This window comes from Vibrio sp. 2-2(8), assembly GCF_963888495.1.
Taxonomy (GTDB): Bacteria; Pseudomonadota; Gammaproteobacteria; order Enterobacterales; family Vibrionaceae; genus Vibrio; species Vibrio anguillarum.
The window spans coordinates 172448-198460 of the sequence record NZ_CAWPJM010000054.1; the positions used below are offsets into that span (position 1 = coordinate 172448).

Consider the following 26013-nt stretch of genomic DNA (forward strand, 5'->3'; position numbering starts at 1 on the left):
AAATAATTAACAGGGTGAAGGCTTTTATTCTATAAATCGCAGAGATAACTCTTTTTGACCCCCCTGTTTTGGGGACCCAATGTTACGTTTACGGGTTTAAGTCGCTTATCGCGAAGCGTCAATGGGTATGACTATTAGATTGGCTAAGGTATACTGACCCCAATTAATCGCCGAACTAGCGAAGAGACAACGATGTTTGAAAATTTAACGGATCGACTATCCAAGACGCTGAAAAATATCAGCGGCAAAGGCCGTCTCACCGAAGACAATATTAAAGAAACCCTACGCGAAGTGCGCATGGCGCTGCTTGAAGCGGACGTTGCACTGCCTGTAGTGCGTGATTTTGTCGCGCGCGTTAAAGAGGGCGCAGTGGGTGTTGAGGTGTCTAAATCGCTGACACCGGGACAAGAGTTCATCAAGATTGTTCAAGCGCAGCTTGAAGCGGTAATGGGCGAATCAAACGAAGCGCTTAACCTTGCAGCCCAGCCGCCAGCAGTGATTTTAATGGCGGGTTTACAAGGGGCGGGTAAAACCACCAGTGTTGGTAAGCTTGCTAAGCTGCTTAAAGAACGTGATAAAAAGAAAGTACTGGTGGTTTCGGCTGACGTTTATCGCCCAGCGGCCATAAAACAGCTTGAAACTCTAGCTAACGATCTGGACGTTGAATTTTTTCCTTCTTCAGCCGACCAAAAACCGATTGATATCGCCAATGCGGCCATTGACCATGCGAAGAAGAAATTCTTCGATGTGCTGATTGTCGACACTGCAGGCCGTCTTGCTATTGATGAACTGATGATGGCAGAGATCCAAGATCTGCATGCGGCGATTAATCCGATTGAAACATTGTTCGTTGTGGATGCCATGACGGGGCAAGATGCCGCGAACACCGCAAAAGCCTTTGGTGATGCGCTGCCGTTAACGGGGGTTATCTTAACCAAAGTTGATGGTGATGCTCGAGGTGGTGCCGCACTTTCCGTTCGTCATATCACCGGTAAACCGATTAAATTCTTAGGGGTCGGTGAAAAAACTGACGCGCTCGAGCCTTTCCATCCTGATCGTATTGCATCACGCATATTGGGAATGGGCGATGTTCTCTCATTAATTGAAGATCTACAACGTAATGTTGATCACGAGCAAGCAGAACGCCTAGCTAAAAAATTCAAGGAAAAGAAAGGATTTGATTTAGAAGATTTCCGCGAACAGCTCGGGCAAATGCAGAATATGGGCGGCATGATGGGCATGCTCGATAAACTGCCTGGCATGGCAAACCTACCAGCGAACGTGAAAGACAAGGTCGATGATAAGATGTTCAAGCAGATGGAAGCGATCATCTGTTCGATGACCATGCACGAGCGCCAGCACCCAGACATGATAAAAGGTTCACGTAAAAAACGTATCGCGACGGGTTCTGGCACCCAAGTACAAGATGTTAACCGCTTACTGAAACAGTTCACCCAAATGCAGAAAATGATGAAAAAAATGCAGAAAGGTGGCATGAAAGGCATGATGCGTAATATGCAAGGCATGATGGGCGGAATGGGTGGCATGGGCGGCGGTGGTTTCTTTGGTCGTTAACCTAACTCATTGCGATGCTTAAAATTTACTAAAGCGTGATGCTCATCACTGCAAAAGCATAATGCTTCTGCTGGTGAAAAAATAGCTAAACCCCTTGCAAAGCCTCGGAATAAGAGTAAAATTCCGAGGCTTTATTTTGGCACGAGACCCCAGACTGTTTTTCGTAAATGGTTTTTGGGGTTAATTTTATTATTGAGAAAGCAAAGAGGACGACATGGTAACCATTCGTTTGGCACGTCACGGCGCTAAAAAGCGTCCATTTTATCAAATCGTAGTTGCGGATAGCCGTAACGCAGTAACTGGCCGTTTCATCGAGAAAGTAGGTTTCTTTAATCCTACGGCTACTGGCCAAGAAGAAGGCCTACGTGTTGATCTAGATCGCGTTAACCATTGGGTTGGTCAAGGCGCATCTCTATCTGATCGCGTAGCTAAGCTAGTAAAAGACGCTCAAAAAGCGGCTTAATTCTTACTTTTATAGAAGAACATTAGCTTATGTCGATGAAAGGTAAAGAAACAATGAGCAAAGAAAACGAAAAGATTGTTATGGGCAAGTTTGGTGCTACCTATGGCATTCGTGGCTGGCTCAAAGTTTTTTCCTACACAGACGAAGCTGAAAGTATTTTTGATTACAGCCCTTGGTTTATTAACCAAAAAGGCCAGTGGATCGAGTACAAAGTAGAGAGTTGGAAGCGCCATGGTAAGAGTATGGTGGTAAAACTTGAAGGTTTAGATGTTCGAGAAGACGCACATCTACTCACCAACTTTGAAATTGCTATTGATCCCGCATCATTACCAGAATTGTCAGCAGATGAATTCTACTGGCGTGAATTGTTCGGTATGCAAGTTATTACCACTAAGGGGTATAACCTTGGTGAGGTCACTGACCTATTAGAAACTGGCTCCAACGATGTTCTGGTTGTGAAAGCGAATTTGAAAGATGCTTTTGGCCAAAAGGAACGGTTGGTACCGTACCTTGAAGAGCAAGTGATCAAGAATGTTGATCGCGAAGCTCGACGGATCGAAGTTGACTGGGATCCGGCATTCTAACTCTAAAATTTCAGAGCGAGAGAACACATGTGGGTTGGCGTTATAAGCCTATTTCCTGAAATGTTCCGTTCTGTTACTGATTTTGGAGTAACAGGTCAAGCGGTTAAAAAAGGTTTGCTGTCTATTGAAGCTTGGAATCCTCGAGATTTCACTCATGACAAACATCGCACCGTCGATGACAGACCTTACGGTGGTGGTCCTGGAATGCTCATGATGGTTCAGCCTTTGCGCGATGCCATTCATGCAGCAAAACAAGCCGCACCGGGAAAGACGAAAGTCATTTACCTTTCTCCTCAAGGTCGAAAACTCGACCAAAAAGGAGTCGAAGAGCTGGCGACAAATGAGAACCTAGTTCTTATTTGCGGACGCTATGAAGGGGTAGATGAGCGTATCATCCAATCAGAAGTTGACGAAGAATGGTCGATTGGTGATTTTGTGATGACAGGCGGCGAACTGCCAGCCATGACGTTGATTGATTCTGTCTCTCGGTTTGTTCCGGGAGTATTAGGAGATTTCGCATCAGCAGAAGAGGATTCTTTTGCAAATGGCTTGCTAGATTGCCCGCACTATACGCGTCCTGAAGTGTTAGATGGAAAAGAAGTACCTGCGGTACTGAAATCCGGTAATCACGAGGATATTCGTCGCTGGCGACTGAAACAGTCGTTGGGCCGAACTTGGCATAGAAGGCCAGAGCTCCTGGAAAACCTAGCTCTGACTGACGAACAGGAACTATTACTGGTTGAGTTCATTAAAGAAACTCAAATACATCAGTAACCTATTTAATTTAGTATCAGTTTATTCTAGGAATTTTTAAAATGAGTAACATCATCAAGGCTCTTGAAGAAGAGCAAATGAAACAAGGCCTACCTAAATTCGCACCAGGTGACACTGTTGTTGTTCAAGTTAAGGTAAAAGAAGGTGATCGTGAGCGTCTACAGGCTTTTGAAGGCGTTGTAATCGCAATCCGTAACCGTGGCCTACACTCTGCATTCACTGTTCGTAAGATCTCTAACGGTGAAGGTGTTGAGCGTACGTTCCAAACTCACTCTCCAGTGGTTGATAGCATTGAAGTTAAACGCCGCGGTGCAGTACGTCGTGCCAAACTGTACTACCTACGTGAGCGTTCTGGTAAGTCAGCTCGTATCAAAGAGAAACTTGCTAAGAAGTAATGCTATAAACTAGCGTTCTCATAGTAATAAACAGGGGTCGAGTAATCGACCCCTGTTTTTATATGTACGCTAATATTGATCTTCTGACCAACCATCACTGTCTGACATATCCGGTGCACCGGGAATACTTTTTTCCTCATCGGCCCACTCGCCAAAATCGATCATCTGACACTGTTTGGAACAAAAAGGACGATAAGGGCTCTGTTCTCCCCATTCGACATCGGCTTTGCACTGCGGGCATTTTACAATGGTAATTTTCTTTGACATAACGGACTTCAAGTAACGATGGATAGGCGTAAGTGTATTACCTAACGCAATGGAAAGTAAGAGTCAGTCGGGAATTGAAGCGGAATTGATTAACAGCAGACGGCGAGATCAAACTCGATATCGCGCCCTGTTGCTTGGCCTGATTGGAATTCGATAAATTTAATCGCGAAGCGATTTTTATGGCCAGAGATCATGGGATATACCCCATACTCAAGTGGGATCGACAAGCGCAAGATATTAGCGTCTTCGGCATCGCTTTGATAAAAACCTAATCGTGCTAGGCGTGCTTTAAAATGGCCCGTTTCGCGGGTTAACTTCAACCAAAGTTGCAACGCATCTGATAACGGTCGCAGCGTTTCCATCCATTGGTGCGCATCTTGGGTCTTCTTTTCTATCGGAATGTGTAGCCAGTAGTGCAGGGCTGGCAGGTCAAAACAGCACGACCCGCCCGGTAAATTAAAACGTTGGCGAATCGTGCTTAAGAAACGATCTTCTTTGAGTGATTGACCAAAGCGTTCAGCGCTCATTAAATTACGATGGACCTCGTCGATCTCTTCAAGGAGCGATAGCAACATTTCTTGATCAACACCATCCACATTGAGCCAGCTACGGTAGTTCAAACGCTGTTTTTCAATATCTTTAGCCAACTCGCTTTTGAGTTGGATCTGTTCGAAGATTTCGAGTAAATCAAACAATGAACGAAAGAAGAGTTGGTGTTGAATACCGTCACGAAACTGAGCGGAATGCATCAACTGGTTAAGCAGCGCTTCGACTCTTAAATAGATACGAGTTTTTTCGTTCAGTGGGTGTTCAAACTTATGCGTGGTCATCTAGCTAGCCTTAGGTCCGGTCTGGGTTATTCTTACAGACTTAGGCTGCATATGGCTAGATACTTTTTGTGTAATTCTGTGATTTGAGGCAAAAGTTTTTGGTTTTCTGCGCTATTTTTAATCACATCGTCAGCGTATTGCAATCTTTGCTCACGGCTCGCTTGAGCGGCTAAGATCGAACGGACTTGTTGCTCTGATACCTTGTCTCTTGCCATAGTGCGAGCGATTTGGGTTTTTAGATCAACATCAACCACTAAGATGCGATCGACTAAGGTTTGTAGGTTATTTTCTATCAATAATGGCACAACCAATAAAGCATAAGGCGAGGTGGTTTTTGCTAAATCAGCAATCATTTTTGCACGGATCATTGGGTGAAGAAGCTGATTAAGCCAAGCCTTTTCTTGCTCATCAGCAAAGATCTTTTCTCTTAACGCGGTGCGATCTAATTGTCCATCGGGCTTTAATATGGTGAGGCCAAAGTGCGCGCAAATCGCCGTTAATCCTTCACTACCTGGTTCGACGACTTCTCGAGCGATGATGTCAGCATCCACGACATCAATCGAGAAATGCTGCTGAAATAAATGAGCAACGGTGCTTTTTCCGCTGGCAATCCCGCCTGTTAAACCCACCACTAACCCCATGACGATAACCCCATAATTGAACCTAAATACCAACTCATAATATCGTTACCCCACAGCAAGGTTAGCCAGCCAGCAATGGCGAGATAGGGGCCAAAAGGAAAGGCTTTGTCGATCCCTTTTTTTTGCAAGCGCAATTGAATTAGGCCAAAGACAATGCCAACCACAGATGACATGAGAATGATGATGGGCAGATATTGCCAGCCCAACCAAGCGCCGAGAGCAGCCAGCAGTTTGAAATCGCCATAACCCATTCCTTCTTTGCCTGTGACGAGTTTAAACAGCCAATAGACCGACCATAAGCTCAGATAGCCAGCAATGGCGCCGATCACTGCATCTTGCAAACTGACTGGGCTAATGTGCATCAATGATAAGCTGAGGCCCGCCCACAGTAGTGGCAGTGTCAGCTTGTCGGGTAACAGCATGGTATCGAAATCGATAAACGTCGCCGCGATGAGCACAAAAGTGAAAAACAATAGCGCTAGTGAAAAATAACTAAAACCGAAGTGGCTAGCCACGACAAAGCTCATACTGGCGGTGAGCAGTTCAATCAAAGGATAGCGTGCACTGATCGGGCCTTGGCAACGGGAACATTTCCCTTTTAAAAAGAGCCAACTGAGTAGCGGAATATTATCAATAATACGGATTGGCGTATCACAGTGTGGGCAGCTAGAACGAGGGACACTGAGCGTGAGTTGCCCTTCCGGTGGCGCAATGTGATATTCGGGAAAGCAGTCAGCGCACTCTTGTCGCCATTCTCGCTCCATGATTTTGGGTAGACGATAAATGACCACATTGAGAAAACTCCCCACGATTAAGCCAAACAACGCTGCAAAAAGTGGAAAGAGCCAAGGGTAATAAATAAAAACTTCCATGCACAGACTCGATAATTAAAAGATTAGCAGTGCTAATACTATCCTAATACACTCATTAAGTTAAAGATGGGCAAGTACATTGCCACCACCAAACCGCCGACCACCGTACCCAAAAAGACAATGATCAATGGTTCGAGAATTTTGCCTAAGTTATCGACGGTATTATCAACTTCAAATTCGTAAATGGTGGCGACTTTATTGAGCATGTCATCCAATCGGCCTGATTCTTCACCAATCATCACCATTTGCAGCACCATTTCAGGAAAGGCTTCGGTATTACGCATCGCAATATACATTGGCATACCGGCTGCTGTATCACGATAGACCTCATTAATCGCCGTCTCAAAATGGACATTGCCAGCGGTTTTGGCGGTGGTTTTTAAGCTGGCTAAAATCGGAATGCCTGCACTAAAACTGGTGGCGAGTGTGCGACTGAATTTAGCAATAGAGGCTTTGCCTATCACCCCGCCAAGAATGGGAAACTTTAATCCTAATCGGCTGGTTTTTAAGCGTATTAAAAAAGATTTTTGGCGTACTGCTTTCACGGCAATTGTGGTGAGGATTATGATGATGAGTACCCACAAACTGTAACTTTGCACCCAATGAGAGAGTTTCAATACTTGCTGTGTAAACCAAGGTAATTCGGCTCCGAATCCTTTGAACATGCTTTCAAACTCAGGGATCACCATAGTAAGCATTAAGTAAGAAACACCTAACGCGACCAACACCACCATGGTTGGGTAGATGAGCGCTTTAATGACTTTAGCGCGCAGTTGTTCACTTTTTTCTCGATAAGTCGCTAGCCGCTCAAACACTTCAGCCAAGTTACCTGACTGTTCACCTGTGTGAATGAGATCAACATACAAGGTATCGAAATGGGTGCTGGCGGTACGCATCGCTTTGGAAATTGGCGTTCCGGCTTCAACCCCTTTGGTGACTTGCGACAAAATGGATTTCATTTCGGCTTTGCGATGGTTATCTCCGACCAGTTTTAAGGCTTGCACGATGGGCACGCCCGTGGTCAGCATGGTCGCCAATTGGCGTGTCAGAATGGTGATGTCTCTGGCCTTCACGCGATGAGTCAAGCGGGTGATAAAAGAGACGCCCCCTTTTTTGATTTTTTTGATCTGAATGTGCTGCTCTTTAAGTTTGTCACGCACTTCCAGTTCGGTTAAAGCGAGAGTTTGGCCAGATACTTTTTTGCCCGAACTATTGATGCCTTTCCAACGATAATTTTTGAGTTCTGATTTGATTTTTGTGTTCATACAATAGAGTCACTCAATGGCTAGCTAAGAGGGATCAAAGCGTTAGAAATAGAGCACGCGTTGCAGCTCTTTGAAGCTGGTTACGCCGTTTTTGAGCTTTTCAATGCCTGATTCTTGTAGTGTCTGCATTCCGTTGGCTTTCGCGATCTGTTCTATTTGATGAATGCTTGCTTTTTGCATAATCGCTTCGGCCAGCTGTGGGTTAAACGCCATCACTTCATAAATGCCGACTCGACCTGAATAGCCCCCTGTGCATTCGTTGCAACCATGCGGATTCGCTTCATAAATAGTTTCCGTCGCTAGCAGCTGAAAATGTTGCTGCAACTGCATTGAGGGCACGACGGCAATTTTGCAGTGCCGACAAAGGCGACGAGCCAAACGTTGGGCAATAATTAAACTGAGTGAAGAGGCTAAGTTAAACGCTTCAATTCCCATATTACTTAAGCGAATCACCGTTTCGGCGGCGGAGTTAGTATGCAAGGTAGAAAGAACTAAATGCCCGGTTTGTGCTGCTTTCACGGCGATTTCGGCAGTTTCTAAATCGCGGATTTCGCCAACCATCACAATGTCGGGATCTTGCCGTAAGAAGGAGCGTAATGCTTGCGCAAAGCCAAAGCCAATTTTTGGCTGCACTTGAACTTGGTTAATACCGGATAAGTTAATTTCAACCGGATCTTCAGCGGTAGAAATGTTCACTTCAGCAGTATTTAAAATGCGTAGCCCCGTATAGAGCGAGACGGTTTTTCCGCTGCCCGTCGGGCCCGTCATTAAAATCATCCCTTGTGGTTTTTTCAGCGCAGCTAAGTAGAGTTGTTTTTGCTGGTCGTTATAACCCAATTTGTCGATATCTAAGTTAGCAGCACTGCTATCAAGTAGGCGCAGTACGATTTTTTCACCCCATAAAGTAGGGAGGCTGGAAACGCGCATATCGATGGCGGTGTCTTGATTCAACCGCAGTTTAATTCGTCCATCTTGTGGTAAGCGCCGTTCGGCAATATCGAGTTTGGATAAAATTTTAAGCCGCGCGGCAAGCCGGCGACTTAAGTTGCTTGAGGGACGCTGCGTTTCCACCAAAATACCATCACAGCGCAATCGTACTCGGTAAAGCGCTTCGTACGGTTCGAAATGGATATCGGATGCGCCTTTTCGCACCGCATCAAGCAGGATTTGGTTAATAAAACGGCTGACTGGTGCGTCATCTTGGCTGAGGTCTTCAATCGATTGAATCTCATCATCAGACAGCTTAACTAAGTTCGCCAGTTCATCTTGGCTGATCTCTTTCCCTGAAGAAGAGGATCCTTGAATTGTTCGGCCATACAAGCGCCGGATGGCTGCTTGCAGCGCTTTGTAGTCGGCTAAAACCAGTTCGACTTGTAAGCCTGTCGCGAAGCGAAAATCATCTTCCACTTGTAAATGGGTCGGGTCGGAAACCGCGATAGTCAGGGTTTGGCCATTATGGGCAATCGGCAGTGCTTGGTAACGGGTGATGAGATCACGCAAACCAAGCTGTTGGCAGAGCTGTGGGTAGTCGTAGCGGGTTAAGTCGGTGTCCGGTAAGCCAAAAAGGGTACTTAACTGCTCAGTCAGATCATGAGGATGGAAAAAATCCAATGCGAGCAAAGCTTCAGGCACACTCGCACCAGACGCTTTGATATGTTCAATAACTGCGTGTTCTTGCGTCGGGCTCAATATCTGAGCCTGACGCAGAATCGCAGGGAGGTTGGTTAGCATTTTATCAAGGAATCGTTCTTAAGCATCCTTTAAGATCTTTTTCCAATAATGCTTCGGGAATATCATGCGTGCACTTCCAGCCTGAATTTGTACGTGTGTATGTTATTTTTTTATCTTTTATAGATGCATCAGCATTATTGACAGTAAAAACTAAGGTTCCATTTGTAGGTGTGGTGGCATTCTTAGTTAATGCTAGGGTCCCCATTGCGCTCATATCTGAAGCTGCACCAACTTCGCTCGCTTCTGTTGTTTCAGGGAAACTGCCTTTTTCTTGTATATATAAATCAATATTTGTAAGTAATGTTCTAGGAATACTGACGGCTGTATTAGACTCTGTTTTGATCAAATAGCTCTTATATGCAGGGATTGCAATCGCGCTAAGTACACCAATAATTCCTACCACAATCATCAATTCAATTAAGGTAAAACCACTTTGTTTCGTTTTCTTATTTGTGTTCATTATTTGTTTTGCTCCGTTTGAACGCATAAGGATGGGCAGAGCATAAGAAGCTTGTGGGTTGGTGGGAATGAGATAAAGAGCAGTGCGCGAGCGATTTGGATTTTTTACCTGTTTAGTTGCATATATCAATCACTGAAATACGACTGACTTAAAAATGCCGTCTTGATTTTGATACGCAAGCAATAAAAAAGGAAGCTCGCCCGGCTTCCTTAACTATTTGAAATTTTTGATCTTTATTCCAATAATTGATGTAATTAATTACTGAAAGCGCATTGAGAGATCGAGTGCTTTAATGTGCTTAGTCAGCGCGCCGACTGAGATGTAATCGACACCGGTTCGCGCGTAATCGCCAATGGTTTCTAATGTGACGTTACCCGAATTTTCTAAAGCCGCGCGGCCTGCGTTAATTGCTACCGCTTCGCGCATCATCTCAATGCTAAAATTATCCAGCATAATGATGTCAGCACCCGCTTGAATCGCCTCTTCTAACTCTTGCAAGCTTTCGGTTTCGACTTCGACAGGTTTACCGGGGTTGAGCTGTTTAGCGGTGCTGATGGCTTGGGTAATACCGCCACAAGCAATGATATGGTTTTCTTTAATTAAATAAGCATCAAACACGCCAATACGATGGTTAAAGCCGCCGCCACACGCGACAGCATATTTCAGTGCGCTGCGCAGGCCAGGGATAGTTTTGCGTGTATCAAGTAGTCGGCATTCGGTGCCTTCTAGCTGTTTGGCATACTGAGCAGTAATGCTGGCGCAACCTGACAAGGTTTGAATGAAGTTCATCGCATTGCGTTCACCAGTCAGCAGCGCGCGAGCTGGACCTTCAAGAGTGCACAAAACTTGGTTTGGCTTAACTTGATCACCATCTTGGACATGCCAGTCAATTTTCACTTCACCACCAAGTTGTTTGAAGACTTCCTCTGCCCATGCTTGGCCACAAAATACGCCATGTTCACGGGTGATGAGAGTCGCGCTATTACGCGCATCCGCTGGAATAAGGTTTGCGGTGATATCAGCAGTCGCATCCAAGCTGCCACCGAGATCTTCTCTGAGTGCATCGCTAACGGCACGAGTAATTTCCAATGGGAGTTGCTGTTTCAGATAATCAAGGCGTTGTTGGCTGTTGTGTGTATTTTTCATCGCAAATCTAATATGGTGTTGAACAGAGTGAGAATGATACGCTGAGTTTTACTCAAATTCAGCCACTAATCTCGCATTTCCTCTGGCTAAGGTTCATTTTTGTTTGAGTGTAAGGGGGCAACTGATGATCGATAAAAAGGGTTGGTATCAAAGCGCACGTCGAGTGCCATCGCCGTTTTATGATCAGCGAAGCGATGCGCAAGATATTTCATTGCTGGTGGTACATAATATCAGCTTGCCTCCGGGCCAGTTCGGCGGCCCATATATTGAGCAGTTTTTCACTGGCACGCTTGACCCGAATCAACACCCTTTTTTTCAAACCATCCACCAGATGCGCGTCTCGGCTCACTGCCTCATTCGGCGAGAGGGAGAAGTAGTGCAATTTGTGCCATTTAATGCCAGAGCTTGGCATGCGGGCCAGTCAAGCTTCGCTGGTCGTGCAAAATGCAATGATTATTCGATTGGGATTGAATTGGAAGGGAGCGATGAGACGGCTTATACTCCTGCGCAATATCAAGCCTTAGCGACTTTGACGTGTGCATTGCAGCGGCGTTATCCGCTCATCACCAATCAACGCATTACCGGGCATCAATACATTGCACCACTACGCAAAACTGACCCCGGTTTGGTGTTTGATTGGCGTTGCTATCGAGCCTTGTTGGCAGCAAATGGCTAACAACAAATAGCGAACAACGAATTAAATCGAATCGTGATATTCCACTAAAATTTGCTCAACCCAGCATTGAATGCGTTCGTCGCTTTGCTCGTATTGCGAATCTTCATCGAGTGCGAGACCAACAAAGTGGCGGCCATCTTTCGTTAGGGCTTTTGACGCTTCAAAATGGTAGCCTTGGTTGGGCCAGTAGCCAATCAATTGAGCACCAATTTGTTTTAGCTCATCATGCAGCATCCCCATCGCATCGAGGTACCATTCGCCATAACCTTCTTGATCGCCTAAGCCGAATAATGCGACGTACTTGCCGTTTAGCGACACGCCACCGATTTGATCCCATATTGCGCTCCAATCTTCTTGGATTTCGCCAAAGTCCCAAGTTGAGATGCCCAGTATTAAAAGATCATAGTTGCTCATCAAAGAGAGTGGCGTTTCTTTCACATTGTGAATCTCCACCAAATCCTCACCGATGAGCGCACGGATCTTCTCTGCTGCCATTTCGGTATAACAAGTTGTTGAGCCGTAAAAAAGACCGATCTTCATAATTTTGTGTTCGTTTTAAATCAAGAATAGTGAATTCTAACCATAAAATGACGCGCTTTGCAGCGATTATCCTGCCGATGATGTTTTTTTATGGTATTAAACCAGTGGCTCACATAACCTGAGCAACTCGATTTTCACCACAGAGGTTTGATGTGTCTGAATATATTTCTCCTGATCAAGGGGTTGTGGAACAGTTTTTAGATGCGATGTGGATGGAGCGTGGTTTAGCTGAAAACACGCTCTCATCGTATCGCAATGATCTGACGAAATTGTTGCAATGGATGCAGCACAATAATTATCGCCTTGACTTTATTAGTGTCACTGGTTTGCAGCAGTACCAAGCGTGGCTCGCTGATCAAGACTATAAGCAAACCTCGCGGGCACGTATGTTGTCGGCGATTCGTCGTTTATTTCAATATCTTCACCGTGAGAAGCTCCGCGGCGATGATCCGAGCGCGCTCTTAATTAGCCCTAAATTGCCGCAGCGTCTGCCTAAAGATTTATCTGAGCAGCAAGTGGAAGATTTATTGAATGCTCCCGATACTAATAATCCTCTAGAATTACGTGACAGAGCGATGTTGGAACTCTTGTATGCAACAGGGCTACGGGTGACCGAATTGGTTTCACTGACCATGGAAAATATCAGTTTACGTCAAGGCGTAGTAAGAGTGATTGGTAAAGGTGGCAAAGAGCGTCTTGTACCGATGGGCGAAAATGCCGTTGATTGGATTGAAACTTTTCTTGAACAAGGGCGGTCTACTTTGCTGGGCGAACAAACGTCGGATGTGGTTTTCCCCAGCCGACGAGCAAGGCAGATGACTCGTCAAACCTTTTGGCACCGAATTAAACACTACGCAGTGATCGCACAAATCGATGTGGAAAAACTCTCTCCACACGTATTAAGGCATGCTTTTGCCACGCATCTACTCAATTACGGTGCCGATTTGCGTGTAGTGCAAATGCTGCTCGGTCATAGTGACTTATCGACCACGCAAATTTATACTCATGTTGCGACTGAGCGACTTAAACAATTACATAGCGAGCACCATCCAAGGGCTTGAAAAGGTGAATTTAATGAGCGTATTACGCCAACTGACTCTTCTTACATTGCCACTTTTTGCTGTGGCGTGTAACGCCGAAACCACAGAGCAAGTGACGTCAACGGCTGTGCAAGCGGCTGCGCTTGATAAAACGGTTTTTGAACAACGTTTTTCTAAACTCGGATTGGAAGTACTGAGTGTTCAAGCTTCTGATATTCCGGGGGTTATTGAAGTGCAAACTTCCGGTGGCGTGCTGTTTTCTGCGCCTGACGCGAGCCATTTTATCGCCGGAACCTTGTATGAATTAGATAAGAATGGTGGTTATGTCGATGTGTTAGCCAAACGCCAAGCGCCCGTTAATGCGGCGAAGATCGCGCAGTTTGAATCGAGTATGATCGAATACAAAGCCGCCAATGAAAAATACGTGGTGACTGTTTTTACTGATATTACCTGTGGTTATTGCACTCGTTTGCATAGTCAAATGAAAGGGTATAACGATTTAGGGATCACCGTGCGCTACATGGCTTACCCGCGTCAAGGCGTTACGGGGCAGGTAGCTGATCAGATGGCCGCTATCTGGAATGCAGATGATAAAATGGCAGCGATGAATGAGGCAAAAACCAATCATCAATTGCCAGAAGCAGGGCAGAACATCCAACAAGCTAAGCAGTTGATTACCAAACACTATCAGCTCGGGCGTGAGTTAGGCATCAACGGCACGCCTGCGATTTTCCTACCGAATGGCGAAATGGTTGGCGGTTATTTACCACCAGAGCAATTGTTGCAACGCCTTCAGCAGATTCAATAACTTTAGGAGTCGGGCTTGAGTGTTCTTGAGCCCGCTGATTTATGATTGAAATAAAACAAAGACCAGCCCCCGATCTTTCGCAACTCCCTGACACGATTCCTACACTGCTTAAACGTATCTATATCAACCGTGGTATCACGAACCTTGAACAACTCGACAAGGCTGCGAAAGCACTGCATTCCTACCAACAATTAGGTGGTATAGAGCAAGCGGTACAACTACTTTTTTACGCCATTGAGCAGCAGCAGCGCATCATAGTCGTCGGGGATTTTGATGCTGATGGCGCAACCAGTTGCGCCTTATCTGTTTTGGCGTTGCGAATGTTGGGATCGAACAATGTGGACTATCTCGTGCCTAACCGTTTTGAAGATGGTTATGGCTTAAGCCCTGAAGTGGTCGATCAAGCGATTGAGCTTGGCGCGCAGATGATCATGACGGTCGATAATGGCGTCTCCTCTATCGACGGGGTGCGTTATGCCAAGCAGCAAGGGCTGACTGTCTTGGTGACCGATCACCATTTACCGGGACACGAGTTGCCAGAGGTTGATGCGATGGTGAATCCCAATTTGGCTAACTGCCCGTTTCCCTCGAAGGCATTAGCTGGCGTAGGGGTGGCTTTCTATTTGATGATGGCGCTGTGCGTGCATATGCGAAAAAACGGCTGGTTTACTCGACAAGGTATGAGTGAACCCAAGTTGATGGAGCTGATTGACTTAGTCGCACTGGGTACTGTCGCTGATGTTGTGCCGCTCGATGAAAACAATCGCATTTTAGTGCATCAAGGTTTGCAACGCATTCGCGCCGGGCATGCAAGGCCGGGTATTCAAGCTTTGATTGAGGTTGCTAAACGTGACGCGAGGCGTTTAGTTGCCTCGGATTTTGGCTTTGCGTTAGGGCCACGCATCAATGCGGCAGGGCGCTTGGATGATATGTCATTTGGCGTTGAGCTGCTAATGTGCAATGACATTCATTCTGCGCGTAGAATGGCTAGTGAGCTGGATGGCCTTAACCAAACTCGTAAAGAGATTGAAGAGGGGATGAAGCAAGAAGCGCTGGCTTTTTGTGAGCGCTTACAACTGAGTGAAAATAGCGAATTGCCGCACGGTTTAGTGCTGTTTCAACGCGATTGGCACCAAGGTGTGATTGGTATTTTAGCCTCACGTATTAAAGATAAATATCATCGCCCTGTGATTGCGTTTGCCGATGGTGGCGATGGCAGTATCAAAGGGTCATGCCGCTCTGTTGCTGGGTTACACATGCGCGATGTGCTGGATCGCATTGATACACAAAACCCCGGTTTAATCGTCAAATTTGGTGGTCACGCGATGGCGGCAGGTTTAACTATTGCCGAAAAAGAGTTTGAGCGTTTTGCTGAGCTGTTTGATCAAGCTGTACGTCGCGAGTTAGATGAAAGCGCGCTCAAGGGCGTGATTTTATCCGACGGGGAGTTAACACCTGAAGAGTTCTCGATGCACACCGCTGAAACCTTGCGTTCCGGTGGCCCATGGGGGCAGGCGTTTCCTGAACCTCTCTTTGACGGTGAGTTCAAACTACTGCACCAAAAGCTGGTGGGGGAAAAGCATTTGAAACTGATGCTTGAGCCGTTATTCAAAGGCCACCCAACCAACATTATGATCGATGGCATTGCTTTTAATGTCGATTTAAGACGCTGGCCAGATGCGTCGGTGAAAACGGTGCGTCTTGCGTATAAGCTTGATATTAATGAGTTTCGCGGCAATCAGTCATTGCAATTGATGATTGATCACCTCGAAGCGAAGTAACGGCTTGATATTTCTCTTCTTTCGATGCGTGACATAACCTTCCCTCCCCTTTAAGGGGAGGGTTAGGGTGGGGTATATCTTTTGATTGATTTTGTGTTTTCCGAATTACACCCCCTCCCAGCCTCCCCCTAGAAGAGGGAGGAGCCAACGAATGTTTCCTCTTGAAAGATTGCGGTTAAGTGATCTTCCCTCCCCTTTAAGGGGAGGGTTAGGGTGGGGTGTATCTTTTGATTGATTTTGTGTTTTTCTAATTACACCCCCTCCCAGCCTCCCCCTTGAAGGGGGAGGAGCCAAAGAATGTTTCCCCATTTCTAGCCCATTATTTCCCCATCTGTATTCATTTTGTAATTGGTCTGACCAATAATATTGCTGTTTTAATCGACTATTGTTATCAAAGTGTTTAAGCGTGGGCTGTTCTATGATTTAGGTCAACTTTTGGCTGGACAGCTACGTTTTAATTATGTTAATTTCTGCACCAACTTGAAATTGGTATTACCAATTGACTGCAAAGAGTAGAAGAATAATAAATTATGGCTTATCAAAGGATTCGTCAGCCAAAACTCTCTGATGTAATTGAACAGGAGTTAGAAAGGCTGATAGTGGAAGGAACACTCTCTCCGGGGCAACAATTGCCTCCAGAACGAGAACTGGCAAAACAGTTCGAGGTGTCTCGTCCATCCATTCGTGAAGCCATTCAACGCCTCGAAGCCAAGCGTTTATTAACCCGCCGTCAAGGTGGAGGTACGTTTGTCAGTGAGAACATTTGGCAGAGTTTTTCTGATCCTCTGCTAAATTTATTGTCTAGCCACTCTGAAACCCAGCTCGATCTATTGGAATCGCGCCACGCGATGGAAGGTATTTCAGCTTATTTCGCAGCATTGCGTGGTACTGAGGAAGATTTTGCTCGCATTCAAGCCTGTTTGGCGAGAATTGGTGAACAACAAGCGAAAAAAGAGGTCGAAGCAGAAGCGTCTGCGGTGGTCGCGTTTTTAGTCGCTCTCACTGAAGCGGCCCACAACGTGGTGCTTTTGCATATTGTTCGCAGCCTCGCTCCTTTGCTTGAGCAAAATGTTCTACAGAATTTAAAACTATTACACCGCCGCCATGAAGTGGTGGATAAAGTAAGTAGACACCGAGCTAATATCGTGGATGCGATCGTTTCTGGTCAGCCGGAAAAGGCGCGCGAAATGTCCCATTCTCACTTAGCTTATATCGAAGAAACATTGTTGGATTTGACCAAAGAAGAGTCTCGTCGTGAGCGTTCGTTGCGCCGAATTCAGCAGGGTAATGAGTCGTAACCTACGGCGAATTGCTTGTTTTATAGATCCAACCAATAGAAGGATAGATCGCCATGTCTGACATGAAGCATGACGTAGATGCACTGGAAACTCAGGAATGGCTAGCCGCCCTTGAGTCAGTTGTACGTGAAGAAGGTGTAGAACGCGCTCAGTTCTTACTTGAGCAAATTCTAGATAAAGCACGTCTAGACGGTGTTGATATGCCAACCGGTATTACCACGAACTACATCAACACCATTCCAGCTGCGCAAGAACCAGCATACCCAGGTGACACAACGCTTGAGCGTCGCATTCGCTCAATCATCCGTTGGAACGCGATTATGATCGTTCTACGTGCATCGAAAAAAGACCTCGATCTTGGCGGCCACATGGCGTCATTCCAGTCTTCTGCTTCGTTCTACGAAACATGTTTTAACCACTTCTTCCGTGCGCCGAATGAAAAAGATGGCGGTGACTTGGTTTATTATCAAGGTCACATCTCTCCAGGGATCTACGCACGTGCGTTCGTTGAAGGCCGCCTAACGGCTGAGCAACTTGACAACTTCCGCCAAGAAGTGGATGGCAAAGGTATTCCTTCCTACCCACACCCGAAATTGATGCCTGAATTCTGGCAATTCCCGACCGTATCTATGGGGCTGGGTCCAATTTCTGCAATCTATCAAGCGCGTTTCCTCAAATATCTTGATGGCCGTGGTATGAAAGACACTTCTGAACAGCGTGTATACGCGTTCCTAGGTGATGGCGAGATGGATGAGCCAGAATCACGCGGTGCGATTTCATTCGCTGCTCGTGAGAAGCTTGATAACCTATGTTTCCTTATCAACTGTAACTTGCAACGTCTAGACGGCCCGGTCATGGGTAACGGTAAGATCATCCAAGAACTTGAAGGCCTATTTAAAGGCGCAGGTTGGAACGTTGTTAAAGTGATTTGGGGTAACAACTGGGATTCTCTACTGGCGAAAGACACCACAGGTAAGCTGCTTCAGTTGATGAACGAAACCATCGATGGTGACTACCAAACATTTAAAGCGAAAGATGGTGCTTACGTGCGTAAACACTTCTTTGGTAAATACCCAGAAACAGCGGCGCTTGTTGCTGACATGACTGACGATCAAATTTTCGCGCTTAAGCGTGGTGGTCACGAGTCTTCTAAACTGTACGCAGCCTTTACTAATGCTCAAGACACGAAAGGCAAGCCAACCGTGATTCTGGCGAAGACCGTTAAAGGTTACGGCATGGGTGAAGCGGCAGAAGGTAAGAACATCGCTCACCAAGTGAAGAAAATGGACATGACTCACGTGCTGCAACTGCGTGATCGTCTTGGTCTACAAGATCTTCTAACAGATGAAGCTGTGAAAGAGTTGCCATACCTAACATTGGCAGAAGGCTCGAAAGAGCACGAATACTTACACGCTCGCCGTAAAGCGCTAAAAGGTTACACACCTCAACGCTTGCCTAAGTTCACTCAAGAACTTGTGATTCCAGCGGTTGAAGAGTTCAAGCCTCTGCTTGAAGAGCAAAAACGAGAAATCTCAACCACAATGGCGTTTGTCCGTGCGTTGAACATTTTGCTCAAAGATAAGAGCATTGGTAAAAATATTGTGCCAATCATTGCAGATGAAGCACGTACTTTCGGTATGGAAGGCCTGTTCCGTCAAATCGGTATCTATAACCCGCACGGTCAGAACTACACTCCTCAAGACCGCGACATCGTTTCTTACTATAAAGAAGCGACTTCAGGTCAGGTACTGCAAGAAGGGATTAACGAGCTGGGTGCTATGTCTTCATGGGTTGCTGCTGCAACTTCATACTCGACAAACGATCTGCCAATGATTCCGTTCTACATCTACTACTCTATGTTTGGTTTCCAACGCGTTGGCGACATGGCATGGATGGCAGGTGACCAACAAGCACGTGGTTTCCTATTGGGCGCTACCGCTGGTCGTACGACGCTGAACGGTGAAGGTCTACAGCACGAAGATGGTCACTCGCACATATTGGCGGCAACGGTTCCTAACTGTCTTTCTTACGATCCAACATTTGCTTACGAAGTTGCAGTCATCATGCAAGACGGTATTCGCCGCATGTATGGCGATCAAGAGAACGTGTTCTACTACCTAACGCTGATGAACGAGAACTACGCAATGCCTGAAATGCCACAAGGCGCTGAAGAAGGTATTCGTAAAGGTATCTACAAATTAGAAAGCTACGCTCCACAAGGAACGACTGGCTCTAAAGGTAAAGTTCAGTTAATGAGCTCAGGTACGATCATGAACGAAGTACGCAAAGCGGCTCAAATCTTAAGTGATGAGTACGGCGTGGCTTCAGATGTTTACTCAGTAACATCATTCAATGAAGTGACTCGTGATGGCCAAGCATGTGAGCGTTACAACATGCTTCATCCAGAAGCGCAGCCGCAAGTACCTTACATTCAAACAGTAATGGGTAGCGAGCCTGCCATCGCAGCAACTGACTACATGAAGAACTACGCTGAGCAAGCACGTGCGTTTATCCCGGCTGAATCATACAAAGTACTAGGCACTGATGGTTTTGGTCGTTCTGATAGCCGTGAAAACCTACGTCGTCACTTCGAAGTGAATGCAGGTTACGTTGTGGTTGCCGCGCTAAGCGAACTAGCGAAACGTGGTGATGTTGAGAAATCAGTTGTGGTTGAAGCGATTAAGAAATTCAACATCGATACTGAAAAAACAAACCCGCTATACGCTTAATTAAGGTAGGAAAGAATAATGGCAATCGAAATTAATGTACCGGATATTGGTGCGGATGAGGTTGAAGTTACTGAGATTCTTGTCAGCGTTGGCGACAAGGTTGAAGAAGAGCAATCTCTTATTACTGTAGAAGGTGATAAGGCTTCTATGGAAGTACCCGCTTCTCAAGCGGGTATTGTAAAAGAAATCAAAGTAGTCGCTGGCGATAAAGTATCGACCGGTTCACTTATCATGATTTTTGAAGCAGAAGGCGCTGCGGTCGCAGCGCCAGCAGTGGAAGCTGCACCGGTTGCGGCTCCTGCTGCCGCGGCTGTCGCTGAGCTTAAAGAAGTTCACGTGCCAGATATCGGCGGTGATGAAGTGGAAGTCACTGAAATCATGGTCGCAGTCGGCGATTCAATCGTAGAAGAGCAATCTCTACTGACGGTTGAAGGTGACAAAGCCTCAATGGAAGTACCTGCTCCATTTGCTGGTGTACTGAAAGAGATCAAAGTGGCCGCGGGCGATAAAGTATCGACAGGCTCACTGGTGATGATCTTTGAAGTGGCGGGTTCCGCTCCGGCGGCAGCCTCTGCTCAAGTGGCAGCACCTGTAGCCGCAGCACCAGCCGCTTCGGCAGCAAAAGAGATCCACGTACCGGATATCGGTGGTGATGAAGTCGAAGTGACGGAAATCATGGTGGCGGTTGGCGATACCGTGAGTGAAGAGCAGTCTCTTATCACCGTTGAAGGCGATAAAGCATCAATGGAAGTTCCTGCGCCGTTTGCTGGTGTTGTGAAAGAAATTAAAGTGGCGGCTGGTGATAAGGTGTCAACAGGCTCTCTTATCATGGTGTTTGAAGTTGCCGGTGCAGCGCCCGTTGCCGTAGCGGCCCCTGCGCAAGCAGCGGCTCCAGCCGCATCAGCGCCAAAAGCGGAAGCGGTAAAATCAGCGGTGGCAGCACCTGCCGAGTTTGAAGAGAACAATGAGTACTCTCACGCATCACCGGTTGTGCGCCGTATTGCGCGTGAATTTGGTGTTAACCTAGCGAAAGTCAAAGGTTCTGGCCGTAAGAGCCGCATCCTAAAAGAAGACGTGCAAAACTACGTGAAAGAAGCGCTGAAGCGTCTTGAATCGGGTTCTGCCGCAGTGGCTTCTGGTAAAGGTGATGGCGCCGCGCTTGGCTTGCTACCTTGGCCAAAAGTGGACTTCAGCAAGTTTGGTGACACAGAAGTAAAACCGCTTTCACGTATTAAGAAGATCTCTGGTGCTAACTTGCATCGTAACTGGGTGATGATCCCACACGTTACCCAATGGGATAATGCGGATATCACCGAGCTTGAGAACTTCCGTAAAGAGCAAAATGCGATTGAAGCGAAGAACGACACTGGCATGAAGATCACCCCACTGGTGTTCATCATGAAAGCGGTAGCGAAAGCACTAGAAGCATTCCCATCGTTTAACTCTTCACTTTCTGAAGATGGCGAAAGCTTGATTCTGAAGAAGTACGTGAACGTGGGTATTGCTGTTGATACGCCAAATGGTCTTGTTGTTCCTGTCTTCAAAGATGTGAACAAAAAAGGCATTTATGAGCTATCAAGAGAGCTGGCTGAAGTATCGAAGAAAGCCCGTGCAGGTAAACTGACCGCTGCAGACATGCAAGGTGGCTGTTTCACTATCTCTAGCTTAGGTGGCATCGGCGGTACAGCGTTTACGCCTATCGTTAACGCGCCAGAAGTTGGTATCCTTGGGGTATCTAAGTCTGAGTTTAAGCCAGTGTGGAACGGTAAAGAGTTCGAACCACGCCTACAACTGCCACTATCACTGTCATACGATCACCGTGTGATTGATGGTGCGGAAGGTGCGCGTTTCATCACATTCCTAAATGGAGCGCTATCAGACATTCGTCGTCTGGTTCTGTAAGCCAAGTTTAGTGAAAGAGAGGGCGGCCGTTAAAGCCGCCCTTGTTAACACGAATAATTGAACAATTGGATTATGAAGGGTTTTTTCTTAATCGAATTGTCGTCTAGCTCACAGGCTAAATGGATTTACTTTTCACACCATTAACATCTCTGTAAACTGTTGCGGTCTGAAAATAATTCGTTTTAATTCATTTGTTTTAAGTAATTGGCTCAGTCATGGGTTTAATTCATTGGATTAAACACTAAAAACAACGAGAACATCCACTCAGCCTGTTAGGGATAATGACTACAAGAGGTCAAAATGAGCAAAGAAATCAAAGCCCAAGTCGTCGTACTTGGTGCCGGTCCTGCTGGTTACTCCGCTGCATTCCGCTGTGCAGACTTAGGTCTTGAAACAGTACTTGTTGAACGCTACAGCACCCTTGGCGGTGTGTGTTTGAACGTGGGTTGTATCCCATCAAAAGCGTTGCTGCACGTTGCAAAAGTTATCGAAGAAGCGAAAGCATTGGCCCAGCACGGTATTGTGTTTGGTGAACCACAAACGGACATCGATAAAATCCGCCTTTGGAAAGAAAAAGTTATCAACCAGTTAACGGGCGGTCTTGGCGGCATGGCGAAGATGCGCAAAGTGACTGTCGTGAACGGTTTCGGCAAATTTACTGGCCCTAACGCCATTGAAGTTGAAGGTGAAGACGGCAAAACCGTGGTTAACTTTGATAACGCCATCGTTGCAGCTGGTTCTCGTCCAATTAAACTGCCATTCATTCCTCATGAAGACCCACGCATTTGGGATTCAACGGATGCACTTGAACTGAAAGAAGTTCCTGGAAAACTGTTGATCATGGGTGGTGGTATCATCGGTCTAGAAATGGCGACGGTTTACCACTCGCTAGGTTCTAAGATTGATGTGGTTGAGATGTTTGACCAACTTATCCCAGCGGCGGATAAAGACATGGTTAAAGTCTACACCAAACGTATCAAAGACAAATTTAACCTGATGCTTGAAACCAAAGTAACCGCTGTTGAAGCAAAAGAAGATGGTATCTACGTTTCAATGGAAGGCAAAAAAGCACCAGCGCAAGCTGAGCGTTATGATGCCGTTCTTGTTGCTATCGGCCGCGTACCAAACGGTAAGCTGATGGATGCTGAAAAAGCAGGTATTGAAGTGGATGAGCGCGGCTTTATCAATGTTGATAAGCAAATGCGTACTAACGTTCCTCATATCTTCGCGATCGGTGATATCGTTGGTCAACCAATGTTGGCGCACAAAGGTGTGCATGAAGGCCACGTAGCGGCAGAAGTAATTTCTGGTAAGAAGCACTACTTCGATCCTAAAGTTATCCCTTCAATTGCGTACACTGAGCCAGAAGTGGCTTGGGTTGGTAAAACTGAAAAAGAAGCCAAAGCAGAAGGCATTAACTACGAAGTCGCGACATTCCCATGGGCAGCTTCTGGCCGTGCTATCGCTTCTGATTGTGCTGACGGTATGACTAAGCTTATCTTTGATAAAGAGACTCACCGCGTGATTGGTGGAGCTATTGTTGGTACTAACGGCGGCGAACTGCTTGGTGAAATCGGTTTGGCTATCGAGATGGGTTGTGATGCAGAAGATATCGCTTTGACGATTCATGCTCACCCAACGTTACATGAATCGGTAGGCCTTGCTGCGGAAGTATTTGAAGGCACGATTACTGATCTGCCAAACGCAAAAGCGAAGAAGAAAAAGTAACTTCAACGCTGATGCGTTAAATTGCCGGTTCATTAAATTGCTGGTTAGTTAAATAGTAAAAACCGCTGAATTCAGCGGTTTTTTTATGCTCATAATTCAGAGACTAGGAAGTTAAGCCTAGTGATCTTTTTTATAGATGCAGAGCATGCTGAGGTAGCTTTTCACGAGTACACCCATGCTGGCTTCGTCTTGTATGCGATTTGCTTGTACAAACAGTGAGTAGAAGATACCAAGAAAGAGCGTAGCAAGATGTTCTGGTTCATGCCGATCGCACACTTCGCCACGTTCAATGGCTTTGATAAACATATTTTGTACCAAAAGTTGATTAGTACGGTTGGTGGAGACAAAAAGTGGCCACACTTCTTCGCGCGTTGAAGCGCTCCATTCAAACCATACTTTTAACCAGTGACAATCTTCAATCACAAGAGAAATCATCTTAGTGGTGATGTTGGTTAAGTTATCTTTCGCATGCAAATCAAGATCAATATTATCTGCGAGGAAGTTTGAAAACTGACGTACAACATGAGTGAGTACGTCGTCGACTAAATCTTCTCGGGTTGGAAAGTAGTTAAAGACAGTAGCGACTGAAACTTGGGCGATTTCAGCAATATCTGCGTGGCCACCTCGGCCTATTCCCCGTGTAGCAAACACTTCAAGGGCGATTTCCATCAGTTGAAGTTTGCGTTTTTGTGGTGATAAGCGAGTTCTGGGGCGTTTTTCTATCGATGTTTCCATGAGTTGTTAATCCTTGCCAATGACTGTTGAATTGAGCTTTTCGCTCTAATGATTATTTTGTTAGTTGCTTTAAAGCTTTATGAGTGTACTGCTGCATATGGTTGAGGTCAACGTTTCGAGTTTGTTTTTTGTGCGATTGTGTTAAATCTTATCGGATTCAACGTGTTTTATTGTGTGTTTTATTGATGTGACGTATGTGCTGTGAAGGTGTTCGCGGCAGCGTAGGAGCTTTATTTCATCATATCCAGAGTTTTGCTAATTATTTAACTATCCTGTGTGGCAGTGGTACTATACGCGCCAAGCTAGTTACGCGACGCCATCATTAAACTGCGATGATCGTAGCGTGTCGCATCACCCGAAAAGAGAACAGTATGAAACATACAGTTGAAGTGATGATTTCTGAGCAAGTCGTTCAGGAACGAATTCGTGAATTAGGCAAACAAATCACAGAGCATTACCAAGGTAGTGAAGATCTGGTACTGGTGGGCTTGTTGCGCGGCTCATTTGTCTTCATGGCAGACTTAGCTCGCGCGATTGACTTAGTTCATCAAGTCGATTTTATGACCGCGTCAAGCTATGGCAACACGATGCAAAGCTCACGTGATGTGCGCATTCTGAAAGATCTGGATGATGACATTAAAGGTAAAGATGTGTTGCTGGTAGAAGACATTATTGATACGGGTAATACACTAAATAAAGTAAAAGAAATTTTGTCTTTACGTGAACCTAAATCCATTCACATTTGTACTTTACTGGATAAGCCTTCACGCCGTGAAGTACCTGTAGAGGTCAAGTGGATCGGTTTTGAAATCCCAGATGAATTTGTCGTGGGCGTAGGTATCGACTACGCGCAAAAATATCGTCACCTACCTTACATTGGTAAAGTTGTGCCGCAAGCGTAATTTTGCCAGCGATAATAGAATGCCCACTAAATAGTGGGCATTCTGTATTTTTAACTATCAGTTTTAACGGCAATTAATACGCTGTTATCGGCACAGCAAGTTATGTTGCGCATTAAGAATTTTTTCCATCGCTTTTTGATAGGTGTCGTTGACTCGCTCACGTGAATCGCAGCGAACGCCTAAGTATTCCAAACGTCCGTCTTCAATACCGTAGACCACGCCATGCAGCTCGACATCTTGGCCGCGCTCCCATGCGTTTTGCAGTACGGTTGAGTTACCTAAATTATACACTTGCTCTGCAACGTTGATTTCGCACAATTTGTCGGCTTTATCTTGTTCTGGCATTGCATCTAAGTAGGTACGGTGCTTAAGGTATAAGTCACGAACGTGCAGTAACCAGTTGTTGATCAAGCCCAGCGGTGGGTTATCAATCGCTGCGTTGACGCCACCGCAGTCATAGTGCCCACAGATGATGATGTGCTTGACCTTCAGTACGTCAACCGCGTACTGCACCACAGAAAGGCAGTTAAGGTCAGTGTGAATCACTTGGTTTGCAACGTTGCGGTGTACAAACAGCTCACCAGAATAAAGCCCAGTCAAACGCTCGGCCGGAACTCGGCTATCAGAACAACCAATCCATAGAAAATCTGGGTCTTGCCCGCGAGCGAGTTTTGCAAAGTACTCAGGACGTTCAGCCTTAATCGATTCAGACCAACGTGAGTTATTTTCAAAAAGCTGTTTCAGTTCTGGCATCTCACTTCCCTTAAAAATAGTTCAATCGCATCAATGGTAATGCGCAAGAATAGGCCTGACTATACACAATGTTACAATTCTGTTCTCTTATAAAATGACAAAACACTCACTCATCTGA

General features: G+C 45.9%; 25 protein-coding genes. 14 read left to right on the forward strand and 11 right to left on the reverse strand.

Annotation, left to right across the window (positions count from 1 at the left end; genetic code table 11):
• Positions 1–192 precede the first annotated feature (192 nt).
• From ffh to rplS, 5 genes are all read left to right on the forward strand, one after another.
• On the forward strand, positions 193–1575 hold the full coding sequence (ffh, locus tag AACV12_RS17300) for a signal recognition particle protein (RefSeq protein ID WP_019281904.1): 1383 nt from the start codon (positions 193–195) through the stop codon (positions 1573–1575).
• Between the two features lie 214 nt (positions 1576–1789).
• Positions 1790–2038 carry a 30S ribosomal protein S16 gene (gene rpsP, locus AACV12_RS17305; protein WP_010319522.1) on the forward strand — a complete coding sequence of 83 codons (249 nt, stop codon included), beginning with the start codon at positions 1790–1792 and terminating at the stop codon, positions 2036–2038.
• A gap of 29 nt (positions 2039–2067) precedes the next feature.
• Complete coding sequence (rimM, locus tag AACV12_RS17310; RefSeq protein ID WP_013857691.1) at positions 2068–2622, forward strand: ribosome maturation factor RimM; 555 nt, start codon at positions 2068–2070, stop codon at positions 2620–2622.
• A gap of 27 nt (positions 2623–2649) precedes the next feature.
• Positions 2650–3396, forward strand: coding sequence for a tRNA (guanosine(37)-N1)-methyltransferase TrmD (gene trmD, locus AACV12_RS17315; RefSeq protein ID WP_010319524.1), 747 nt, complete (start codon positions 2650–2652; stop codon positions 3394–3396).
• A gap of 41 nt (positions 3397–3437) precedes the next feature.
• Positions 3438–3791: a 50S ribosomal protein L19 gene (gene rplS, locus AACV12_RS17320; RefSeq protein ID WP_010319525.1), complete on the forward strand. Its 354-nt coding sequence runs from the start codon at positions 3438–3440 to the stop codon at positions 3789–3791.
• Between the two features lie 69 nt (positions 3792–3860).
• Here the strand turns inward: rplS and yacG are convergent, their stop codons facing one another.
• The 8 genes from yacG to nadC form a co-directional block, all read right to left on the reverse strand.
• Positions 3861–4058 (reverse strand): DNA gyrase inhibitor YacG, encoded by a 198-nt coding sequence (gene yacG / locus AACV12_RS17325; RefSeq protein WP_010319526.1) that lies wholly within the window; start codon positions 4056–4058, stop codon positions 3861–3863.
• A gap of 89 nt (positions 4059–4147) precedes the next feature.
• The gene (gene zapD, locus AACV12_RS17330; RefSeq protein ID WP_013857689.1) at positions 4148–4888 is read right to left on the reverse strand and encodes a cell division protein ZapD; all 741 of its coding nucleotides are present in this window, start codon (positions 4886–4888) and stop codon (positions 4148–4150) included.
• A gap of 32 nt (positions 4889–4920) precedes the next feature.
• A complete protein-coding gene (coaE, locus tag AACV12_RS17335; protein WP_013857688.1) occupies positions 4921–5529 on the reverse strand; it encodes a dephospho-CoA kinase in 609 nt (202 codons plus the stop codon).
• The gene (locus tag AACV12_RS17340; RefSeq protein ID WP_013857687.1) at positions 5520–6401 is read right to left on the reverse strand and encodes a prepilin peptidase; all 882 of its coding nucleotides are present in this window, start codon (positions 6399–6401) and stop codon (positions 5520–5522) included. Before AACV12_RS17340 ends, coaE begins: the two co-directional genes overlap by 10 nt.
• A 38-nt stretch (positions 6402–6439) precedes the next feature.
• On the reverse strand, positions 6440–7666 hold the full coding sequence (locus AACV12_RS17345; RefSeq protein WP_047688859.1) for a type II secretion system F family protein: 1227 nt from the start codon (positions 7664–7666) through the stop codon (positions 6440–6442).
• Between the two features lie 42 nt (positions 7667–7708).
• Positions 7709–9397 (reverse strand): type IV-A pilus assembly ATPase PilB, encoded by a 1689-nt coding sequence (gene pilB / locus AACV12_RS17350; protein ID WP_170901063.1) that lies wholly within the window; start codon positions 9395–9397, stop codon positions 7709–7711.
• Positions 9398–9401: 4 nt separating this feature from the next.
• Positions 9402–9857, reverse strand: coding sequence for a pilin (locus AACV12_RS17355; protein ID WP_176428646.1), 456 nt, complete (start codon positions 9855–9857; stop codon positions 9402–9404).
• A 258-nt stretch (positions 9858–10115) separates the two neighbouring features.
• Positions 10116–11003, reverse strand: a complete 888-nt coding sequence (gene nadC, locus AACV12_RS17360; protein ID WP_017047002.1) for a carboxylating nicotinate-nucleotide diphosphorylase — start codon at positions 11001–11003, stop codon at positions 10116–10118.
• Positions 11004–11127: 124 nt separating this feature from the next.
• Here nadC and ampD point away from each other — a divergent pair, with 124 nt between their 5' ends.
• Positions 11128–11679 carry a 1,6-anhydro-N-acetylmuramyl-L-alanine amidase AmpD gene (gene ampD, locus AACV12_RS17365; RefSeq protein ID WP_212752689.1) on the forward strand — a complete coding sequence of 184 codons (552 nt, stop codon included), beginning with the start codon at positions 11128–11130 and terminating at the stop codon, positions 11677–11679.
• Positions 11680–11700: 21 nt separating this feature from the next.
• Here ampD and fldB read toward each other — a convergent pair whose 3' ends face one another.
• Positions 11701–12219, reverse strand: coding sequence for a flavodoxin FldB (gene fldB, locus AACV12_RS17370; RefSeq protein WP_013857680.1), 519 nt, complete (start codon positions 12217–12219; stop codon positions 11701–11703).
• Positions 12220–12371: 152 nt separating this feature from the next.
• Here fldB and xerD point away from each other — a divergent pair, with 152 nt between their 5' ends.
• From xerD to lpdA, 7 genes are all read left to right on the forward strand, one after another.
• Complete coding sequence (gene xerD / locus AACV12_RS17375; RefSeq protein ID WP_013857679.1) at positions 12372–13280, forward strand: site-specific tyrosine recombinase XerD; 909 nt, start codon at positions 12372–12374, stop codon at positions 13278–13280.
• A gap of 13 nt (positions 13281–13293) precedes the next feature.
• The gene (locus tag AACV12_RS17380; protein ID WP_017045785.1) at positions 13294–14067 is read left to right on the forward strand and encodes a thioredoxin fold domain-containing protein; all 774 of its coding nucleotides are present in this window, start codon (positions 13294–13296) and stop codon (positions 14065–14067) included.
• A gap of 41 nt (positions 14068–14108) precedes the next feature.
• A complete protein-coding gene (recJ, locus tag AACV12_RS17385) occupies positions 14109–15848 on the forward strand; it encodes a single-stranded-DNA-specific exonuclease RecJ (protein ID WP_170901065.1) in 1740 nt (579 codons plus the stop codon).
• A gap of 530 nt (positions 15849–16378) precedes the next feature.
• Positions 16379–17146, forward strand: coding sequence for a pyruvate dehydrogenase complex transcriptional repressor PdhR (gene pdhR / locus AACV12_RS17390; protein ID WP_096036003.1), 768 nt, complete (start codon positions 16379–16381; stop codon positions 17144–17146).
• Between the two features lie 53 nt (positions 17147–17199).
• Positions 17200–19875, forward strand: a complete 2676-nt coding sequence (aceE, locus tag AACV12_RS17395; RefSeq protein ID WP_013857675.1) for a pyruvate dehydrogenase (acetyl-transferring), homodimeric type — start codon at positions 17200–17202, stop codon at positions 19873–19875.
• Between the two features lie 18 nt (positions 19876–19893).
• On the forward strand, positions 19894–21777 hold the full coding sequence (gene aceF, locus AACV12_RS17400; protein ID WP_170901067.1) for a pyruvate dehydrogenase complex dihydrolipoyllysine-residue acetyltransferase: 1884 nt from the start codon (positions 19894–19896) through the stop codon (positions 21775–21777).
• Between the two features lie 300 nt (positions 21778–22077).
• Entirely contained in the window at positions 22078–23505 is a 1428-nt protein-coding gene (lpdA, locus tag AACV12_RS17405) for a dihydrolipoyl dehydrogenase (protein ID WP_013857673.1), read from the forward strand.
• A 117-nt stretch (positions 23506–23622) separates the two neighbouring features.
• On the opposite strand, the gene AACV12_RS17410 is transcribed toward lpdA, so the two are convergent.
• The gene (locus tag AACV12_RS17410; RefSeq protein WP_013857672.1) at positions 23623–24240 is read right to left on the reverse strand and encodes a LuxR/HapR/OpaR family quorum-sensing transcriptional regulator; all 618 of its coding nucleotides are present in this window, start codon (positions 24238–24240) and stop codon (positions 23623–23625) included.
• A 371-nt stretch (positions 24241–24611) separates the two neighbouring features.
• Between AACV12_RS17410 and hpt the strand changes: the two genes are divergently transcribed.
• Positions 24612–25142, forward strand: coding sequence for a hypoxanthine phosphoribosyltransferase (hpt, locus tag AACV12_RS17415; RefSeq protein ID WP_010319544.1), 531 nt, complete (start codon positions 24612–24614; stop codon positions 25140–25142).
• Between the two features lie 84 nt (positions 25143–25226).
• Here the strand turns inward: hpt and can are convergent, their stop codons facing one another.
• On the reverse strand, positions 25227–25895 hold the full coding sequence (gene can / locus AACV12_RS17420) for a carbonate dehydratase (RefSeq protein ID WP_013857670.1): 669 nt from the start codon (positions 25893–25895) through the stop codon (positions 25227–25229).
• Positions 25896–26013: the final 118 nt, after the last annotated feature.

What these genes read in the sequence shown, in the direction of transcription:
- trmD (WP_010319524.1), top strand. Translation starts at nt 2,650, where the DNA reads ATGTGGGTTGGCGTTATAAGCCTATTTCCTGAAATGTTCCGTTCTGTT.
- can (WP_013857670.1), bottom strand. Translation starts at nt 25,895, where the DNA reads ATGCCAGAACTGAAACAGCTTTTTGAAAATAACTCACGTTGGTCTGAA.
- rpsP (WP_010319522.1), top strand. Translation starts at nt 1,790, where the DNA reads ATGGTAACCATTCGTTTGGCACGTCACGGCGCTAAAAAGCGTCCATTT.
- aceF (WP_170901067.1), top strand. Translation starts at nt 19,894, where the DNA reads ATGGCAATCGAAATTAATGTACCGGATATTGGTGCGGATGAGGTTGAA.
- yacG (WP_010319526.1), bottom strand. Translation starts at nt 4,058, where the DNA reads ATGTCAAAGAAAATTACCATTGTAAAATGCCCGCAGTGCAAAGCCGAT.
- nadC (WP_017047002.1), bottom strand. Translation starts at nt 11,003, where the DNA reads ATGAAAAATACACACAACAGCCAACAACGCCTTGATTATCTGAAACAG.
- zapD (WP_013857689.1), bottom strand. Translation starts at nt 4,888, where the DNA reads ATGACCACGCATAAGTTTGAACACCCACTGAACGAAAAAACTCGTATC.
- pilB (WP_170901063.1), bottom strand. Translation starts at nt 9,397, where the DNA reads ATGCTAACCAACCTCCCTGCGATTCTGCGTCAGGCTCAGATATTGAGC.
- ampD (WP_212752689.1), top strand. Translation starts at nt 11,128, where the DNA reads ATGATCGATAAAAAGGGTTGGTATCAAAGCGCACGTCGAGTGCCATCG.
- rplS (WP_010319525.1), top strand. Translation starts at nt 3,438, where the DNA reads ATGAGTAACATCATCAAGGCTCTTGAAGAAGAGCAAATGAAACAAGGC.
- aceE (WP_013857675.1), top strand. Translation starts at nt 17,200, where the DNA reads ATGTCTGACATGAAGCATGACGTAGATGCACTGGAAACTCAGGAATGG.
- AACV12_RS17355 (WP_176428646.1), bottom strand. Translation starts at nt 9,857, where the DNA reads ATGAACACAAATAAGAAAACGAAACAAAGTGGTTTTACCTTAATTGAA.
- AACV12_RS17410 (WP_013857672.1), bottom strand. Translation starts at nt 24,240, where the DNA reads ATGGAAACATCGATAGAAAAACGCCCCAGAACTCGCTTATCACCACAA.
- AACV12_RS17380 (WP_017045785.1), top strand. Translation starts at nt 13,294, where the DNA reads ATGAGCGTATTACGCCAACTGACTCTTCTTACATTGCCACTTTTTGCT.
- lpdA (WP_013857673.1), top strand. Translation starts at nt 22,078, where the DNA reads ATGAGCAAAGAAATCAAAGCCCAAGTCGTCGTACTTGGTGCCGGTCCT.
- coaE (WP_013857688.1), bottom strand. Translation starts at nt 5,529, where the DNA reads ATGGGGTTAGTGGTGGGTTTAACAGGCGGGATTGCCAGCGGAAAAAGC.
- fldB (WP_013857680.1), bottom strand. Translation starts at nt 12,219, where the DNA reads ATGAAGATCGGTCTTTTTTACGGCTCAACAACTTGTTATACCGAAATG.
- recJ (WP_170901065.1), top strand. Translation starts at nt 14,109, where the DNA reads ATGATTGAAATAAAACAAAGACCAGCCCCCGATCTTTCGCAACTCCCT.
- AACV12_RS17340 (WP_013857687.1), bottom strand. Translation starts at nt 6,401, where the DNA reads ATGGAAGTTTTTATTTATTACCCTTGGCTCTTTCCACTTTTTGCAGCG.
- pdhR (WP_096036003.1), top strand. Translation starts at nt 16,379, where the DNA reads ATGGCTTATCAAAGGATTCGTCAGCCAAAACTCTCTGATGTAATTGAA.
- rimM (WP_013857691.1), top strand. Translation starts at nt 2,068, where the DNA reads ATGTCGATGAAAGGTAAAGAAACAATGAGCAAAGAAAACGAAAAGATT.
- hpt (WP_010319544.1), top strand. Translation starts at nt 24,612, where the DNA reads ATGAAACATACAGTTGAAGTGATGATTTCTGAGCAAGTCGTTCAGGAA.
- AACV12_RS17345 (WP_047688859.1), bottom strand. Translation starts at nt 7,666, where the DNA reads ATGAACACAAAAATCAAATCAGAACTCAAAAATTATCGTTGGAAAGGC.
- ffh (WP_019281904.1), top strand. Translation starts at nt 193, where the DNA reads ATGTTTGAAAATTTAACGGATCGACTATCCAAGACGCTGAAAAATATC.